Raw genomic sequence first — 16,929 nt, 5'->3', positions numbered from 1 at the left:
CGATCGAATTGTTCGGGGCGTCTTTCCTGCTCAGCGGGGTCGGTGTGCGGCTCGGCTATTCGCGGGTGCCGACGAGCCGCACCGTCCTGGCACGCAGCGCCGCGCCGACGGGCAGCACGGTGCCGACCACGGCGAGCAGCGTGGACACGACGGTGACGCCGACGACCACCGCGTACGGCACCACGATAGGCGTCGTACCGAACAGTTGGAGCTGCGCACCCCACAGGCCGGCGAGGTTCACCGCGGTCGCCACCAGCGCGAGTGCCAGCCCGACGGCGGCCACCAGCAGTGACTCGGCGACGAAGAACCGCACGACCTGCTTCGGCGTCGCCCCGGCCATCCGGAGCACCGCCAGATCGCGTCGCCGGTCGGCGGTCGCCATGAGCAGGGTGTTGAGGATCGCGATGAAGCAGAACAACACGATGATCAAGGCGGTGGAGCGCTGCCGTACCTCGGTGAGACGACGTGCGTACGCGCTCTCGGATGCGACCAGTCGATCCCTGGTCATGAAGCTCGTTCCGGTTCCGTCGACCGCCCTGCGGATCGCCGCGGTGGCGGCGGTCCGATCGGTGCCGGGTTCCAGCGAGATGTAGGCGCGCCGTGCGAGCCCGTCGCGGGCGTAGGCGGCGGTCGTGGTGAACCGCTGAGGCAGGTAGGCGACGTCCTCGCCGCGCAGCGCCTGGTAGGTCGCCGCGATGCGCAGGTCGACCTCCCGGCCGTCGGCCATCAGAACCCGGTGCGTCGAGCCGACCGGCATTCCCCACAGCTCGGCCACGGCCATGCTGTTGTCGTCCAGATCGTCCAGGGAGCCGTCGACCACCTTCAGCTTCATCGTCCGCTTCAGCGCGGCAGGGTCCACGATGAGCCCGTCGTTCTCATCCACCCGTCCCTCGTCCTCGGTGTAGACGGTGGTGAGAAGGGGGCCTGCGATCTGCACCCCGTTGATACGGGAGACCCGGTCGATCACCTGTGGGCTGATCCCCGGGGTGCCGTCGGGGGCGAGTGCGTACTCCGACCTCACCTGGTTCTGCAGTCCGTTGTCGCGTGCGGCGCCCAGCGAGTCGGTGGCGGCGATCAGTGAGAACGCCAGTCCGATGGTGAGCAGTACGGGCGCCGCCGTGGCGGCGACGCGCCGCCGCGAGGTCAGCGCACTCTCCCGTACCAGCATGGCGGTGGGTCCCGGGAAGCGGCTGAACGGCCACATCAGCAGCTTGGTGAGCGGTCCTACGGCGAGCGGTGCGAGCACTGCGGCGGCCAGCACCGGAATCATCAGCGAGACGACATAGGTGGTGGGTGACAGGACACTGCCCGGGTCGCCGACGGCGATCCAGGCGGTCCACCCGACACCGCAGATCAGCCCGGCCACACCGAGCAACCACCGGCTCGGTGTCATACCGGTGTCGTCGACCGCCGCTTCGCGCAGCGCCTCGATGGGACGGATGCTCCCGGCCCGCCGTGCGGCGGCTGCCGCCCCGCCGAGTGCCACCAGGACGCCCACCAGGAAGGCGCCGGCGAGCGGCGCCAGCACCGTCCAGTGCAGCGAGGGTTCGACCTCGAACCAGGGGGGTGAGACGCCCATCTCGATGAGCATGCCGGCGAGCAGCCGCGCACCGGGCAGGCCGAGTGCCGTGCCGGCCGCCGAAGCGAGAACGCCGACAAGCAACGCCTCGTTCCGCACCATCCTGCGCACCTGCCTGGGCGTGGCGCCGACCGTACGGAGCAGGGCTATCTCACGGCGGCGTTGAATCACCGCGAAGGCGAAAGTGGAGGCCACCACGAAGATCGCCGTGGTGCCTGCCACGCTGGCCATCACCGGCACCAGCGTGATGGTGTTGTCCAGCGTCTCGCGGTCGCGTTCTTCGCTGGCGTCCGCCCTGTGGCGGGCCTGCCCGGTGAGCACCTCGGCGTCCTTGCCGACTGCCTCGCGCACCTTGCCGGTCGGGCCGAGTGCCACCAGGGCCTCGATGCGCGGCGAGAGCCGGGCCGCTTCGGCGTCGGTGAAGAAGACCGCGTCCTCCCAGCCGACCGGGGAGACGGTGCCGCTCACCGTGTACCGCGCGACGCCCGCGGCGGTCAGGACGGTCACCTCGACACCGGTACGCGCCTGGCCGGAAGCGACGACGATCTCCTTGTCGGACGACGGCCGCCTGCCGTCCGTCAACTCGTAACCGCCGAATCGCGCCACCGGCCACGGGTGTCCGACCTGATCCTTGGAGCCGCCTTCGAGCTGGGCGTAGAAGGAACGATCCACCACGGTTTCGCCGGTGGCGGCGACCTTCTGCCGCAGTTCCGGGGAAATGCCCTTGGCCTCCGCCAACGAGCGGATGCCGAGGTCGTGCTGGGCGGAGTTCCACGTCGGGTCGGCGGGCTGCACCACCGCCGGGGCCCGGGCGAACCGTTCCGCAGGCCGGTCCGGCAGATTGAACATGGTCATCAGCAGGACGCCCATGGCCGCGACCTGGGCGACCCCGAGCACCAGCGCCACAAGCGTGCCGAGGAACGACACCCAGCGGGCCCGCAAGGTCTGGAAGGCCACTCTGATCACTGGGACACCGTCAGATCCGTCATCCGCGCGGCGACCGCTTCAGGCGTGGGAGCGATCAGCTCGCCGACCAGGCCGCCGTCGGCGAGGAACAGCACCCGGTCGGCGTACGAGGCCACATTCGGATCGTGTGTGACCATCACCACCGTGGTCAGTCCGTCCCCGGGGCTGTCGACCAGTTTCCGCAGCATGTCCAGCAGTTCGCGTCCGGTGGTGAGGTCGAGCGCACCGGTGGGTTCGTCGGCGAAGAGCACGGCCGGACGGGTCACCAGCGCGCGGGCGACGGCGACCCGCTGCTGCTGGCCGCCGGAGAGCTGACCAGGGCGGCTCCCGCCCTTGTCCTCCAGCCCCACCTGGGCGAGGGCCCGCTGCACCGTCCGCCGGTCGGGCTTCCGCCCGGCCAACCGCATCGGCAGCGCCACGTTCTGCTCGGCGGTCAGTGAAGGCAGCAGATTGAACGCCTGGAAGACGAAGCCGGTCGACTCTCGTCGCAATTCGGTGAGTGCGGTCTCGTTCAGCCCCGCGATGTCCGTCCCGTCGATGAACACCCGTCCGGATGTGGGCCGGTCCAGAGCGGCGGCACACTGCAGCAGCGTCGACTTCCCCGAGCCGGACGGCCCCATGACGGCGGTGAACGTCCCCTTGGGAAAGTTCAGCCGGATATCGCGGAGCGCGGTCACCGCGCCGTCGCCCGATCCGTAGGTCTTCGTCAGCGACTCGAGCCGTACTGCGTCATCCATCGATTCTCCGTGAGTGAAGCGTGATGGGGAGCGGATGCCTCCCCGTGGTGCCGCGAGGTGGACGTGGCCGCCGCCGACAGGTCTTGTGTACGATGTCCACATTCACAGCGCCGCAGCAGGCGGAGTTGTTCAAGGGCGAACGCTCGTAGGTTACACAGCTAAGTGGATGCTGTCCACATAATGGAGCGGTGATGGCTTCCAGTGCAGACGTACCGAAGCGGAACACCTACCGGCACGGCAATCTGCGCAATGCGCTGATTCAGGCCGGACTCGAACTGGCCCGTGACAGCGGACCGGACGCGGTGATCCTGCGCGAGGCCACCCGGCGGGCGGGCGTGGTCCCCAACGCCGCCTACCGGCACTTCGCCGACCGCCGCGCTCTCCTGCGGGCCGTCTCCCAAGCGGCGCTGGCCCGACTGGCCTCCGCCATGGAGACCGAACTGGCCGCCCTGCCGGCGGCTGACGACCCGGCCGAGTCCGCCCGTGCCCGCATTCGCGCCCTGGCCACCGGTTATCTGCGCTTCGCCCAGGCCGAACCGGGACTTTTCCGTGCCGCCTTCTCCACCACCGACATGGATGACACCGGGGGCGAATCCGCCACCGGAGCCGGCGGCCTGACCGCGTTCCAGCTCCTGGGCGCCGCGTTGGAGGACCTCGTCGAGACCGGTGTCCTGCCGTCCGACCGCCGCCCCGGCGCAGAATATTTCGTCTGGTCCGCCGTGCACGGCCTGGCCGTACTCCTCATCGACGGCCCGCTGCGCGGCCTGCTTCCCGGACAAGCCCGCGAAGCCGAGCAACGGCTCATGGACTCCATCGAACGAGGCATCTGATCCGCACCTGGACACCGGACAGGTCGTCGAACGTGGCAGGCGGCTCCATCGTGATCACGATTCTCGCGGTGGCGGTGGTCGTCGGGCGATCAGCTCTGCGATCTACGGCATCGGCCCGGCACCCGCCGCCCGGTCGAGGCGCTCCCGGCGACCACCGGGAGCGCCTCGCGAGGACGCCCAAGATGTAAGAGCTCCGGCCGGCCTCCGGCGGGGAGTGCCCGAGCGGAGTGGGAGGTCAGTCCGGCACGTAGTCGAAGGTGTCCGGATGCGGGCCGATCCGGCCTGCCTCACCCTTGTCGAGTGAGTTGATCGCCTCGAACTCCTCCGAGGACAGGGAGAAGCCGAACAGGTCGGCGTTCTCCTCCATCCGCTTGCGCGACGTCGTCTTCGGGAAGACGATGTCGCCGCGCTGGATGTGCCAGCGCAGTGTGACCTGCGAGATGGTCTTGCCGTGGGCGGCGGCGATCTTGCCGATCAGTTCGTTGCCGAGCACCGCGCCCTGCGCGAGCGGTCCCCACGCCTCGACCGCGATGCCGTGCCGGCGCGAAGCCTCGCGGGCGGTGTCGTTGGCGAAGTACGGGTGCACCTCGATCTGGTTCACCGCGGGCACCACCCCGGTCTCGGCGATGATGCGGTCCAGGTGCGCGGGCTCGAAGTTCGACACGCCCGCCGTGCGCAGCCGGCCGTCGGCGACCAGGTCGGTGACGGCCTTCCAGGTCGAGACGTAGTCGCCGTCGTAGCGCGTGGGCAGCGGCCAGTGGATCAGGAAGAAGTCGAGCCGATCCAGGCCGAGGTTTTCCAGGGTCTCGTCGAAGGAACGGCGCACGTCGTCTGGACGGTGGTTGCCGGTGCTGAGCTTGCTGGTGATGTACAGCTCCTCGCGCGGGATGCCGGATGCGGCGATGGCGGTGCCGACTCCCTGCTCGTTGCCGTACATCTGTCCGGTGTCGATGTGGCGGTAACCCACCTGGAGCGCCTGACCGACGATGTCGGGGGCCTGGTCCGGTGGGATGAGAGACGTCCCGAAGCCGAGCTGCGGGATGGTGCTCTGGTCGTTGAGAGTGATCGTCGGAACCATGGCACTCACCGTAGACGCGGAATTCCCGGTCAGAAAGTCCTTAACAGCCCTACCTCCCGATTGTCAGGACATCAGCGAATTAAGGGCAGACCGAATACACCGAATATATTCGCAACATATCTCGCCGAAATCGGTAATGGGCCGAGCCAGGTAAGGACTTTCCAAGCAGCCGAAAAGAGGGCCGAAAAGAGCAGGGCACGGCTCCCGAGAATCGGAGGTCTCTGCCGCCACCTGATCCGAGGGGAGATCGCGCCCGTCGCGCCATCATCGCTGATCACCGCCACCGACCGTGCGCAGGCTTGGGCGAACGGTCCCCGATTCACCGATCCGGCCGAGTCTTATGAAATGGTTCGCCGTGGTCTCGGATCCACGAGAACGAAGCGGGCAGCGGCGCGCCCTCGACCTACTCAAGATCGAGGACGCGAGATCAAACTGATCGATCACAAACTCGCCGAGCCCTGGTTCGCCAGGGTTTCGGCCGGTAACGTGCCGCTGGAAAAGCGCCGAGCCACTCCTCAGCGCTCGGTTTGGATCGAGACAAAAGGGAGGGTTCGGATGCCACCGAACCAAACTCGCGGCACCCGGCCGGTCGCCCGGCTGCTGTGTGTCGTCGCGGTGAGCGCGGCCATCGCGGGTGTCGCGGGTGCCGGTGCGCTCACACCGGCGACGGCGGACGCCCCGGGTGCGCGCGGCGTCGTGTCGGCAACGGAGACCCCGGACGAGCGCGGTGTCGCGTCGACGTGGTCGGCGCCCAACGGCGACAAGGCGAGCACGCGACGCGTCCGCGGCCCGATCGACTCCACGTCGGTCTCGCGCCTCGGCGTCGCCTGGTCGGTCCCGATCCAGGCGCCTACGGACCGCTGGCCGGGCGGCTACGCGGCGACGCCCGTCGTGGCCGACGGCGTCGTCTATACGCAGGACCTCGGCTCGAACGTCTACGCGGTCGAGCTGCGCACCGGCCGGCTGCTGTGGACGAAGATGTACAACGCCCCCAGCAGCGGTCCCAACGGGGTGAACGTCGGCGACGGCATGGTGTACGGCGCGACCGTCACATCCGCGTTCGCACTGGACGCGCGGACGGGTGTGGAGCTCTGGAGCAAGCCGCTCGTACGCAACCAGAACGAGGGCATCGACATGGCCCCCGGCTTCAACAACCACACCGTCTACGTCTCCACGGTCCCCGGCAACGCCGACGCCTTCTTCACCGGCGGCAGCATCGGGGTGCTCTGGGCACTGGATGCCAAGACCGGCCGTACCAAGTGGAAGTGGAACACGGTCCCGACCGACCTCTGGGGCAACCCGGAGCTCAACGCCGGCGGTGGACTGTGGCATCCGCCGAGTTTCGACGAGAAGGGCGACCTCTTCGTCTCCGTCGGCAACCCGTCGCCCTTCATGGGTACGGAGGAGTACCCATGGGGATCGAGCCGGCCGGGGCCGAACCTCTACACCAACTCCATCGTCAAGCTCAACGCGGCGACGGGCACTCCGCTCTGGTACCAGCAACCGCTTCCCCACGACATCTACGACTGGGACCTGCAGAACTCCCCGGTCCTGACCAAGGTGCACGGCAGGCCGGTGGTGCTCGCCTCGGGCAAGGTGGGCTACGTCTACGCCTACGACCAGCGCACCGGCCAACTGCTGTGGAAGACACCGGTGGGCAAGCACAACGGGCATGACGGCGACAACCTGATCGCGCTCAAGGGCGACTACTCGAAGATGCCGACATTGCCGTTCACCATCTATCCCGGTGTGCTCGGCGGCATCCCGGCGCCGATCGCCGTGGACGACACGACCGTGTACGCCGCGGTGAACAACTACGCCGCGACGTGGACGAACCAGACCGTGCCCACGTTCCCGCCGTTCGACGAGGCGACGGGCGAGCTGGTCGCGATCGATCTGGCGACCGGCGCGATCAAGTGGACGCACCCGTTCGCCCAGTCACCGTACGGCGCGACGAGCGTGGTCAACGACCTCGTCTTCACCACGACGTTCGACGGAACGGTTCACGCGCTGAACACCCGGACGGGCCAGGAGGCCTGGCAGGCGACCCTGCCGGCCACGTCGAACTCGCCGGTGGCGATCCACGGGGACACCGTGCTCGCGGCCGGCGGCTGGCCGCAGGGCCCCGGCCAGACGGCCGAGATCGTCGCCTACCGCCTCGGCGCGACCGGCCTCTCCCGCTGATCGGCGCACGCCGTCGCAGCGGATACCGGGCCCGCTGCGACGGCGTGCGACCGCGCTTCGCTCACCCCGCTTGCCCGTCGGACGCGGCGGCGACGCCCCGGTGGTCAAGGCGACCGCCGGTGCCCTGAGTCGACGGGTGTCATCTCCCGGCCGCGCCGGGTTTCCCGCTGATGGACTCCTGATAGATGTCCGCGTAGGTGCGCGAGTCCTTGACCAGGTCGTCGCAGAAGGCGGCGACGTCGCTGCCGATGAGTTCCAGGACTCCCTTGCCGGCCGCGACGCCCTCCTCGAAGAAATCGACGATCCCTGAGAGCAGGGACCCGCCAAGCAGGTCGATCGGTCCAACCTTGAAGAGGTACCTCTGAATCTCCTTGTAGACGATCTGGTAGTCCGGCGGGAGCGCCTTGACCCGCGCCGTGTGCGCCCGCCACTGCTTCTTGCCCTCGATGATGTCCTGGATGCCCACGTCAGCCTCCTAGCCGACCCAATTTCCTTGCGATGTTCCTGTTCAACTGCTCGCGCCACCGGTCGCGATGGCTCCGGCCCCCTTCTCCGCCGGCCAGCGCCGCGCAGAAGCCCTGGATGTCGTCGCCCAGCACCTCGTGAATGCTCTGCCCATCGGCCGCCGTCTCTTCGAGCAGCCCCAGAGCACCATCGAGAATCGGCATCAGGTTGCGACCCGTGAAGTCTCTGTAAGGGAAGAGGTGGGCCTTGATCTGTTCCCACGCCGCCCGGTAGTCGGCCGGCAATGCCTCGGCCCGGGCTTCGAACGCCTTCCATTCCCTGGTGAGATCGCTGCCGGTGATGGTCTCCCAGAAGTTCATCTCCCGCCCTCCTTGAGCTTGTCGATCCGCGATGTGATGTACTCCCATTTCGCCCAGAACGTCGTGAGTTTCTCGCGCCCCGCGTCGTTGAGCGCATAGAACTTGCGCGGCGGACCCAGCCCGGACGGTCGTTTCGTCACCTGGACGAGCCCGTTCTTCTCCAGTCGCAGCAGGATGGTGTAGACCGTCCCCTCGACGACATCGGCGAAGCCGAGTTCGTTCAGCCGACGCGTGATGGCGTACCCGTAGGTTTCCTCGCTGCCGATGATTTCAAGCACGCAGCCCTCAAGCGTGCCCTTCAGCATCTCCGTCAGGTCGTCCATCGTGGGTCCTCTTCACTCTCTTGGTACTCGGTGCTACCGAGTACCACTACACGGTACCACGGAGTAGATGGCCAATGGCAGGCAAGTGGTGAGCACCGACCACGGAGGCGATTCGCATCATCGGCGCCGCGCTCGTCCTCAACGCCGTCATCGCCCGAATCCGACAATTGTCAGATACGCCCTGTTTCGCACTCGGGAAGATGCACGCCGAACCGGACCCCGTCCACGATGATCGGCATGTCCGCACTCAGGAAGATGTGTGCCGAACCCGATCCCGCCGCCGTTGGAGCGATACATGTGCCCGATCCGGCATGCGGCGGCCACGCCGGGTCGGTGTCGTGCGACCGCCGGACAGGTGAGAGATCACAGCCGGATGGCGCTCTGCCGAGCGCTTCAAGCCACGCCGACGTCGCGACACCGGAGAACGGAAGATGTCTGCCGCGGACGGCAGGACGGCCGAGGGGCCGGTGCGCCGCGGCCATCGGACCCTCCGGTCCTCTGTGAACAGCCCGGTCCGGGGACGCCGGACGCCACGTGTCACCGGATGAGCCACCGAGGGGCCGGCCGTGTTCCGGCATCCCCGTGAACCGTGGTGCGGACCACGGCCCACGCGCTTCTTGACATCCTCCCCTTCCTGAAGGAAGGGGACTCTCACGGTCACCCGTGAGGTTTCCCGCTTCACCGCCGGTCGCCCGCCCGGAAGGATTTCCGTTGAGGTCCTACACCAGCTCCACAGGCGTTTCACGTCTCCGCCAGCCCGGCGGCGAGGGTGTTGCCGATCACGCAAGCAGCGGCTCGATCATCGCCACCGCCGAACAGGTCACCGAACCGCGCGCCGCCACGCCGCGTTCCCTCTCCCGCCCGAAGGCGCGGGTATCCACGCTCAAGGAGATGTGATGAGCCTTGACGATACACATCAGGGGAAAACGCAGGGTGTCATCGCAGCGAGCGGCGAGGCCGCACACCCGATGACATCGAACAGACGAAACCTGGTCGCCGGGAAGTTCGACGGGGCCCGACGCCGACCTCCCGGCGACGACTGCCTGCCGGAACTGCTCTGGGAGCAGGCACGGTCACAGCCCGACCGTACGGCCTGCGTCTACGGCGACGAGCGCCTCACCTACCGCGAGCTCACGAAGCGCAGCGCGGACCTGGCCACCCACCTGCGCCGTCTCGGCGTCGCCGCCGACGACTGCATCGGCCTGTTCCTTGAGCCGTCGATCGAGCTGATGACGGGAGTATGGGGAATCCTGTGCTCCGGCGGAGCCTACCTGCCCCTTTCCCCGGAGTATCCGGAAGAGCGGCTGCGCTACATCATCGAGGACTCCCGGACCACGGTCGTCCTGACCCAGCAGGGACTCGTGGCACGGCTGACGGAGCTGGCACCGCAGGGAACGAAGATAGTCGTCCTGGACACGGCGGACGCGTTCGCGCCCGCCGCGCCGCCCGCCGCGCCGCCCGCCGAGTCGCCCGCCGAGTCGCTCGAAGGGGCCGCCGCCCGGGAGAGCGGCACCGGCATCCGCCCCGGCGATTCGGCGTACGTCGTCTATACCTCCGGCAGCACGGGCAGGCCGAAAGGGGTGGTGATCGAGCACCGCGCCATCGTCAACCAGATGCGGTGGCTGAACACCGTCCACCGCATCGACCGGAACCGGATCATCCTGCAGAAGACCCCCATGAGCTTCGACGCGGCGCAGTGGGAGATCCTGGCACCCGCCTGCGGCAGCACGGTCGTCATGGGAGGCCCCGGTGTCTACCGTGACCCCGAGCAGCTCGTCGACACCGTCGTGGCCCATGGCGTGACCACGTTGCAGTGCGTCCCGACCCTGCTGCAGGCGCTGCTGGACACCGAGCGGCTGGGCGAGTGCACGTCGCTCACCCAGCTCTTCAGCGGTGGGGAGGCCCTCTCCCGGGCCCTCGCGCTGCGCTGCCTGGAGGTGTTGCCGGACTGCGAGCTGGTCAACCTGTACGGGCCGACCGAGTGCACCATCAACTCCTCCAGCTTCATCGTCGACCGGGACTCCGTCGCGGACGGCGTCCAGACGATCCCGATAGGCACGCCGGCGCACGACACCCGGTTCTACGTTCTCGACGGCGATCGTTCGCCGGTGGTCCCCGGCGAGGTCGGCGAGCTGTACATCGGCGGTGTCCAGCTCGCGCGGGGATATCTGCACCAGCCTGACCTGACCGCGGAGCGGTTCGTCGACAACCCGCTCCACACGGATCACGGGTTTTCCAGGCTCTACCGGACCGGCGACCTGGCCTACTGGAACGCCGACGGCACCCTCCAGTTCGTCGGCCGCGTCGACAACCAGGTGAAACTGCGGGGTTTCCGGATCGAGCTGGACGAGATCAGGCTGGGCATCGAGAGACACGACTGGGTCAGGAACGCGGCGGTCGTCGTCAAGGACGACTCCGTCACCGGCTTCCAGCAGCTTGTCGCCTACGTCGAGCTGAACCCCAAGGAAGCGGCTCTGATGGACCAGGGCGAGCACGGCACCCACCACCTGTCGAAGGAGAGCAGGCTCCAGGTGATGGCGCAGCTGTCGGACGGGGGGTGCCGGGACGACGCGGAGACCAAGGGCAAGACGGTGGTCGACCTGCCCGGCAGGACGCCGGCTCCGGAGCAGCGCAGGCGGGTGTTCGCCCGCAAGACCTACCGCTTCTTCGAGGGTGGCGATGTCACGAAAGACGACATAGTACGGCTGCTGGAGAGGAGCGGCTCGGGTGCCCGTCCGCGTGGCCTGGACACGCTCGGCTTCGCCGAACTCGGAGAGATCCTGCGATATTTCGGGCAGTTCTCCAGCGCCGACCGGCTGCTGCCGAAGTACGGCTACGCCTCCCCCGGTTCCCTCTACGCGACGCAGATGTACCTCGAGATCAGTGGTCTCGACGGCGTGCGGCCCGGATATCACTACTACCACCCCGTACGGCATCAGCTGATCCTGATACGGGAGAAGCCGGCCGCGGCGACGGCGCAGCTGAAGATCCACTTCATGGGGAAGCGCCGGGCGATCGAGCCGATCTACAAGAAGAACGTCCGGGAGGTCCTCGAAATGGAGGCCGGCCACATGGTCGGCCTGTTCGAGGAGATCCTCCCGGAACACGGTCTCGACATCAGGGCCCTCGGCTACGCGCCCGAAACGAGGGAACAGCTGGAGTGTGCGGACGAGGACGACTATCTCGGCACGTTCGAGGTGGTGCCGTACGCCGGACCCCGGCCGGAGGACTCGCTCGACGTCTACGTGCAGGCCCACCCCGGAAAGGTGGCGGGGCTGACCGAGGGGCTCTACCGGTACGCGGCCGGCGACCTGCACAGATTCTCCGACGACATGATCCTGAGGAAGCACGTCGTGGCCATCAACCAGGTGGTCTACCAGCGGTCCAGCTTCGGGGTCGCCCTGGTCGGGCAACCGGATCCGCACTGGCCCGGCTACGTCGACCTCGGCCGGAGGCTCCACCGCCTGCAGATGAACGACATGGGCTTCGGGTTCATGTCCTCCGGTTACAGCTCCCGAACCGGCGACGACCTGCCGTCGGCGCGGCGGATGGAGAGCATCCTGCGTGCCTGCGGCGGGGAACCGGGCCCGTTCTACTTCGCCGTCGGCGGTCGCGTCAGCGACGAGCAGCTACTGAGCACGGGGATGAAGGAGGACTCCGTCCACATGAGGGGCCCCACCGAGATGATCAGAGATGACCTGATCGGGTTCCTGCCGGACTACATGCTGCCGAACAGGGTCGTGATCCTCGACGGACTGCCGCGCACGGCGAACGGGAAGATCGACTCAAGGGCGCTGGAAGCGCGGGACCTGACCGACATGGTTTCCGCCGACGGGCCTTTCGTCGCCCCCCGGACGAAGGCCGAGGAGCGGATCGCCCGCGTATGGAGGAGGGTGCTGAAGCGGGAAAAGGTCTCGGTGCGGGACGACTTCTTCATGTCCGGGGGAAACTCGCTGGTCGCGATGGCGCTCGTCAGCGGGATAAACGAGGAGTTCCGCTGTTCGCTCCCGATGCAGGTGGTGTTCGGGTCTCCGACCGTGGAGAAACTCGCGATCGCGGTCGGTGCCGACGGCGGCGAGCCTTCCTCGCGTCTGGTCGGGCTGAACACCACGGGATCGAAGAATCCCATCTATTGTTGGCCCGGCCTCGGCGGCTATACCATGAACCTGAGACCGCTGGCGGAAAAGACCGGTTTCGATCGGCCTTTCTATGGCGTCCAGGCTTACGGGATAAACGAAGACGAGGTTCCGTATTCCACCGTCCAGGAGATGGCCGCGGAGGATGTCAGGGCCATAAAGCGGCTCCAGCCGGCCGGGCCGTACATGCTCTGGGGATACTCCTTCGGCGCACGTGTCGCCTTCGAGGCGGCCTGCCGGCTCGAACGGATGGGTGAACAGGTCGAGGGCCTGCTGCTCATCGCCCCCGGGTCGCCACAGGTCCGCGCGACCGACGACCCCGGCGGCCACGACGACCCCGTCTACGCCAACCGGAAGTATCTGACGATCCTCTTCTCGGTCTTCGCCGGCGGCATCGACGGGCCGCTGCTCGACGACTGCCTGAGGGATGTCGAGGACGAGGACGGCTTCATTTCCTTCGTGGGTGCGAATTTTCGAGGGCTCGACCCGGATCTGGTGCGAAGAATCGTCAGGACAGTGCGCAGAACATATCAGACGATATATCATCTCGGAGATCCGGCGGGGCGGCGGATCAACGCTCCGATCACGATACTGAAAGCCCGTGGTGACGAGCCTTCGTTTATCGAGAAGGGCGGCGGAAGTTTCTTTGAGTCGCCGACGGTCGTCAACCTCGAAGCCGATCACTACAGCATTCTCAAAGAGCCTGGCCTTGACGAACTGCTGCGAACCGTCCGTCACGCGCTCGGCGCGTGACGTTTTAGTCGACAACCTGTGCCGGGCGGAGATGTCCCACTCGCCGGGGCGGATATCGAGGAGCCGAAGATGCCGCATGTGAATATCAAGTATTTTCCGCTGCCGTTGAGCGGCGAACAGGAGTCCGCGCTGGTCGCCGCAGTGAGCGGAGCCGTACGGGACGCCTTCGGATGCGACGAGGGTGTCATATCGATCGCTCTCGAACCGGTCGCGGAAGAAGAGTGGAACGGGCGCGTCTACGTGCCGGAGATCGTCGAACGCGGGCACCTGCTGCGTAAGACGCCGAACTACTGATGACCGACGGCGAAGCGCTGATGCCGCGTGGAGGGCGGCCGCAGGGACTGCTGCGCCTCCTGGCGGAGGACCTGCGGACGATCGTCGAGCGGGACCCGTCCGTCCGCAGCCGGCCGGAGGCGCTGCTGCACCCGGTGCTTCCGGCGATGTGGCTGCACAGGGTCGCCCACCTGCTGTACCGGGGCGACCGGCGACTGCCGGCCCGGCTGCTGATGCTCTTCGCGCGCGGGATCACCGGGGTGGAGATCCACCCCGGCGCGGTGCTCGGGCGGAGGGTGTTCGTCGATCACGGCGCAGCCGTGGTGATCGGGGAGACCGCCGTCGTGGGCGACGACGTGACCATCTACCACCAGGTGACCCTGGGGGCGATCGGCTGGTGGCGCGACAACCGGCGGATCGGCGGGGAACGGCGGCACCCGGTGATCGGCGCTCGCGTGGTACTGGGCGTCGGCGCGACCGTTCTCGGGCCGGTGCACGTGGGAGACGACGCCGTCATCGGGGCGCGGGCGCTCGTCCTCGGGGACGTGCCCGCCGGCGCGCACGCCCTCGCCCCGGAGGGGGACGTGTCACCACGCCGCACCACCGCGCCGCCCGGCGCCGAATCGGTTCCCCGCCCGCGCCCACCTGTCCCGACCACCCGAAAAAAGGAATGGATCGATGAATCCCGACAGCACGGTCCTGATAGTCGGCGCCACCGATGAGACCGTACGCAAGGCCAAGGAGCTCGGCCTGAGCGTCCTGTTACTTCAGCACCCCACCAAGGTCAGCGCCGAGCAAGAGGAGCTCGCCGACGTCCTCCGCGTCGTGGACTACACCGACTGGGCGGCCGTCGAGCCCGTCGCCAGGCAATTGCGGGAGGCGCCGGGGTTCCGCGTCGCGATCTCCATCACCGAGCCCGGGCTGGAGAACGCGGGACGGGTCAACGACCTGTTCGGGCTGGACGGCACCGGCTACCAGGTCACCAGGAGGTTCCGCGACAAACTGGCCATGCGCCGGCACCTCGCGGAGCACGACCCGTCGGCGGTGGCCGCCGCGCCACTCCTGCGCCGTGCGGACCTGGACTCCTTCGGAGCCGTCCACGGCTACCCGTTCATCGTCAAGCCGACCGACGCGACCGCCAGCATCGGCGTCTTCCGGGTCGGCGGGCCCGAGGACACCGAGCAGGTCTGGGCCACCGTGGAGGGCCTGCGCGGCACGCGGACCGACCGGATCTCGACGATGTACCTCCTGCAGGAATTCCTGATGGAGGAGTATGTCGAGGGCCCGGAGTTCAGTGTCGAGGCGTTCAGCTTCGCGGGCCGCCACGTCGTCGTGGCGATCACCGAGAAGTTCGTGCACCATGATCGCTTCGCCGAGCTCGGCCATGCCCTGCCGGCCCGGCTGGAGGAGCCCGCGCAGGAGCGGATCCGCACGAGCGTGAGCCGGTTCCTGGACCAGATCGGGCTCAGGGACGGCGTCTCGCACACCGAGGTACGTATCGGCGCGCGCGGCCCGGTGATCATCGAGAGTCACAACCGGGTCGCCGGTGACGCGATTCCGGTGCTGGTGCAAGGCGCCTACGGCATCGACATGATCAAATACGCGCTGGGCTGGCCGTTCGGACTCGTCGCCGAGCTGCCCGACCGGCCCGAGGCGCACGCCGGGGCCAGCGTGCGGTCCCTGGTGAGCGAGCCGGGACGGGTCGAGTCGGTCGAGGGCGCCGACGAGGCCGCCGCGCAGGACGGCGTGCTGTACGTCCACCTCACCGCCAAACCCGGGGACACCGTGCACTCGATACGCGACAACTGGGACCGGCTCGGCCTGGTGGCGGTGACCGGCCCGGACACGACCGCGGCCATCCGGCGCGGCGCGGAGGTCATCGAGGACGTCATCCGGATCCGGGTGACTGGCGAGGACGGACGGACCTGGTTCGCGCACGCGGCCGAGGCCGGATCGCCGGCGGAGGTGCAGGCATGAGCGTCCTCATCGTGCACCGGAGCCCGCTGGAGCCGTTCCCCTATCACCGCTGGCTGCACGACTACGAAGGCCCGGTGGTGATCCTCGCCGCCCGCGACAGGTTCGAGCCGTTCGGCGAGCAGGTGCCGGTGGGGAACCTCGGCTACACGCACCTGGAGATCTTCGACGACGACGACCAGGTGGCCGAGCGGGTCGTACGGCTCGCCGCCGAGTACGGCACCACCCACCTGATCGGCGAACACGAGGCCGACGTGCTGCGCGTGGCCGCGCTGCGCGAGCAGCTCGGGCTGCCCGGTCCCCGGGTCGCCGACGTGCTGCCGTTCCGGGACAAGGCTCTGATGAAGGAGCACGTGGTGCGAGCCGGCGTGGAGGTCGCACCGCACACCGTGCCGCACACCGAGGCGGAGGTGCGGGCCTTCGCCGAGACCCACGGGTTCCCCCTGGTGTTCAAGAACAGGACCAGCTTCAACTCCATCGGCCTGCGCATCCTGCGCGACCCGGACGCGCTGACGGCCTTCCTCGCCGAGGCGTACGGCTCGCCGCGGGACGACCTGCTGCTGGAGGCGTACATCCCCGGCCGCATGTGCCACGTCGACGGGCTGGTGGTGAACGGCGAGACCGTGCTGGCCTGGCCCTCCCAGTACCAGTACGAGCTCGCCTCGTTCGGCACCGACACCGGTTCCCGGGTCGACCTGGCGCTCGACCCCGACGACCCGATCACCGACCGCCTGCTGGAGCTGACCGAGCGGACGCTCGCGGGATTGCGGCTGCCCGGCGGCCACCTGCGCGACCACGCCTTCCACGCGGAGGTCTTCCACACCCCCGACGACCGGTTGGTGCTGTGCGAGATCGCCTGCCGGTCCAGCGGCGGGAAGGTCCGCGAGGTCTTCCACACCCTGTTCGGGATCAACCTCGCCGAGTACTCCCTGCGAGCCCAGCTCGGCCTGCCGTTGCCCGAGGTGGAAAAGATCGTGCGTTCCGGGCGGCGGCCGACGCCGGCCCGGATGGCCGGTCAGGTGCTGATGATGAAGCGGCCGGGGCTGATCCGCGCGCTGCCCGAGGCCCCGCAGGAGCCCTGGGTGGAGCACTTCTGGCTCTTCGCCCGCACGGGCCAGGTGGTCCCGCCCGCCTCGGGATCCGCCGACTTCCTGACCGTCGCCATCGCCTCGGCCCCGACGCGGGCGGAGTGCGAGCGCAGGCTGCGCTCGCTCGGCGCGCGGCTGGAGGAGCAGGTGCAGGTCGTGGCGGTGCCGTCGTGAAACGCCCGTC

At 68.3% G+C, this 16,929-nt stretch carries 14 protein-coding genes; 8 read left to right on the top strand and 6 right to left on the bottom strand.

Annotated elements, in window-relative coordinates:
* Positions 1 to 55: 55 nt before the first annotated feature.
* Both OHA77_RS22775 and OHA77_RS22770 read right to left on the bottom strand, forming a co-directional pair.
* Positions 56 to 2,545: an FtsX-like permease family protein gene (locus tag OHA77_RS22775; protein WP_406311552.1), complete on the bottom strand. Its 2,490-nt coding sequence runs from the start codon at positions 2,543 to 2,545 to the stop codon at positions 56 to 58.
* Entirely contained in the window at positions 2,542 to 3,282 is a 741-nt protein-coding gene (locus OHA77_RS22770) for an ABC transporter ATP-binding protein (RefSeq protein WP_406311551.1), read from the bottom strand. Before OHA77_RS22770 ends, OHA77_RS22775 begins: the two co-directional genes overlap by 4 nt.
* A 191-nt stretch (positions 3,283 to 3,473) precedes the next feature.
* Between OHA77_RS22770 and OHA77_RS22765 the strand changes: the two genes are divergently transcribed.
* The gene (locus tag OHA77_RS22765) at positions 3,474 to 4,112 is read left to right on the top strand and encodes a TetR/AcrR family transcriptional regulator (RefSeq protein WP_406311550.1); all 639 of its coding nucleotides are present in this window, start codon (positions 3,474 to 3,476) and stop codon (positions 4,110 to 4,112) included.
* A 235-nt stretch (positions 4,113 to 4,347) separates the two neighbouring features.
* Here the strand turns inward: OHA77_RS22765 and OHA77_RS22760 are convergent, their stop codons facing one another.
* Positions 4,348 to 5,190 carry an aldo/keto reductase gene (locus tag OHA77_RS22760; RefSeq protein WP_326826258.1) on the bottom strand — a complete coding sequence of 281 codons (843 nt, stop codon included), beginning with the start codon at positions 5,188 to 5,190 and terminating at the stop codon, positions 4,348 to 4,350.
* Positions 5,191 to 5,745: 555 nt separating this feature from the next.
* Between OHA77_RS22760 and OHA77_RS22755 the strand changes: the two genes are divergently transcribed.
* Positions 5,746 to 7,374 (top strand): PQQ-binding-like beta-propeller repeat protein, encoded by a 1,629-nt coding sequence (locus OHA77_RS22755; protein ID WP_406311549.1) that lies wholly within the window; start codon positions 5,746 to 5,748, stop codon positions 7,372 to 7,374.
* 139 nt (positions 7,375 to 7,513) lie between these two features.
* Here OHA77_RS22755 and OHA77_RS22750 read toward each other — a convergent pair whose 3' ends face one another.
* From OHA77_RS22750 to OHA77_RS22740, 3 genes are read right to left on the bottom strand one after another with little or no spacing between them, the layout of a single operon-like run.
* Entirely contained in the window at positions 7,514 to 7,840 is a 327-nt protein-coding gene (locus OHA77_RS22750) for a DUF1048 domain-containing protein (RefSeq protein WP_406311548.1), read from the bottom strand.
* 1 nt (position 7,841) lies between these two features.
* Complete coding sequence (locus tag OHA77_RS22745) at positions 7,842 to 8,198, bottom strand: DUF1048 domain-containing protein (protein WP_406311547.1); 357 nt, start codon at positions 8,196 to 8,198, stop codon at positions 7,842 to 7,844.
* Positions 8,195 to 8,521: a PadR family transcriptional regulator gene (locus tag OHA77_RS22740; RefSeq protein ID WP_326826262.1), complete on the bottom strand. Its 327-nt coding sequence runs from the start codon at positions 8,519 to 8,521 to the stop codon at positions 8,195 to 8,197. The genes OHA77_RS22745 and OHA77_RS22740 overlap by 4 nt, the downstream gene beginning before the upstream one ends.
* 711 nt (positions 8,522 to 9,232) lie before the next feature.
* Between OHA77_RS22740 and OHA77_RS22735 the strand changes: the two genes are divergently transcribed.
* From OHA77_RS22735 to OHA77_RS22710, 6 genes are all read left to right on the top strand, one after another.
* Positions 9,233 to 9,418, top strand: a complete 186-nt coding sequence (locus tag OHA77_RS22735; protein ID WP_406311546.1) for a hypothetical protein — start codon at positions 9,233 to 9,235, stop codon at positions 9,416 to 9,418.
* Positions 9,418 to 13,410 (top strand): amino acid adenylation domain-containing protein, encoded by a 3,993-nt coding sequence (locus tag OHA77_RS22730; protein ID WP_406311545.1) that lies wholly within the window; start codon positions 9,418 to 9,420, stop codon positions 13,408 to 13,410. Before OHA77_RS22735 ends, OHA77_RS22730 begins: the two co-directional genes overlap by 1 nt.
* A 69-nt stretch (positions 13,411 to 13,479) precedes the next feature.
* The gene (locus OHA77_RS22725) at positions 13,480 to 13,704 is read left to right on the top strand and encodes a tautomerase family protein (RefSeq protein WP_326826265.1); all 225 of its coding nucleotides are present in this window, start codon (positions 13,480 to 13,482) and stop codon (positions 13,702 to 13,704) included.
* On the top strand, positions 13,704 to 14,405 hold the full coding sequence (gene epsC, locus OHA77_RS22720) for a serine O-acetyltransferase EpsC (RefSeq protein WP_406311544.1): 702 nt from the start codon (positions 13,704 to 13,706) through the stop codon (positions 14,403 to 14,405). Before OHA77_RS22725 ends, epsC begins: the two co-directional genes overlap by 1 nt.
* The gene (locus OHA77_RS22715; protein WP_406311543.1) at positions 14,362 to 15,660 is read left to right on the top strand and encodes an ATP-grasp domain-containing protein; all 1,299 of its coding nucleotides are present in this window, start codon (positions 14,362 to 14,364) and stop codon (positions 15,658 to 15,660) included. Before epsC ends, OHA77_RS22715 begins: the two co-directional genes overlap by 44 nt.
* Positions 15,657 to 16,919, top strand: a complete 1,263-nt coding sequence (locus tag OHA77_RS22710) for a hypothetical protein (RefSeq protein WP_406311542.1) — start codon at positions 15,657 to 15,659, stop codon at positions 16,917 to 16,919. Before OHA77_RS22715 ends, OHA77_RS22710 begins: the two co-directional genes overlap by 4 nt.
* Positions 16,920 to 16,929: the final 10 nt, after the last annotated feature.

Source organism: Streptosporangium sp. NBC_01639, from assembly GCF_045209755.1.
Lineage (GTDB): Bacteria > Actinomycetota > Actinomycetes > Streptosporangiales > Streptosporangiaceae > Streptosporangium.
Note: the sequence above shows the minus strand (reverse complement) of the source record. Positions and strands in the feature narration are given on the sequence as shown.

Bases quoted from the DNA above. Each gene is read 5' to 3' on its own strand.
- OHA77_RS22745 (WP_406311547.1), bottom strand. From the start codon at position 8,198: ATGAACTTCTGGGAGACCATCACCGGCAGCGATCTCACCAGGGAATGG.
- OHA77_RS22770 (WP_406311551.1), bottom strand. From the start codon at position 3,282: ATGGATGACGCAGTACGGCTCGAGTCGCTGACGAAGACCTACGGATCG.
- OHA77_RS22725 (WP_326826265.1), top strand. From the start codon at position 13,480: ATGCCGCATGTGAATATCAAGTATTTTCCGCTGCCGTTGAGCGGCGAA.
- OHA77_RS22715 (WP_406311543.1), top strand. From the start codon at position 14,362: ATGAATCCCGACAGCACGGTCCTGATAGTCGGCGCCACCGATGAGACC.
- OHA77_RS22740 (WP_326826262.1), bottom strand. From the start codon at position 8,521: ATGGACGACCTGACGGAGATGCTGAAGGGCACGCTTGAGGGCTGCGTG.
- OHA77_RS22710 (WP_406311542.1), top strand. From the start codon at position 15,657: ATGAGCGTCCTCATCGTGCACCGGAGCCCGCTGGAGCCGTTCCCCTAT.
- OHA77_RS22760 (WP_326826258.1), bottom strand. From the start codon at position 5,190: ATGGTTCCGACGATCACTCTCAACGACCAGAGCACCATCCCGCAGCTC.
- OHA77_RS22755 (WP_406311549.1), top strand. From the start codon at position 5,746: ATGCCACCGAACCAAACTCGCGGCACCCGGCCGGTCGCCCGGCTGCTG.
- epsC (WP_406311544.1), top strand. From the start codon at position 13,704: ATGACCGACGGCGAAGCGCTGATGCCGCGTGGAGGGCGGCCGCAGGGA.
- OHA77_RS22765 (WP_406311550.1), top strand. From the start codon at position 3,474: ATGGCTTCCAGTGCAGACGTACCGAAGCGGAACACCTACCGGCACGGC.
- OHA77_RS22730 (WP_406311545.1), top strand. From the start codon at position 9,418: ATGAGCCTTGACGATACACATCAGGGGAAAACGCAGGGTGTCATCGCA.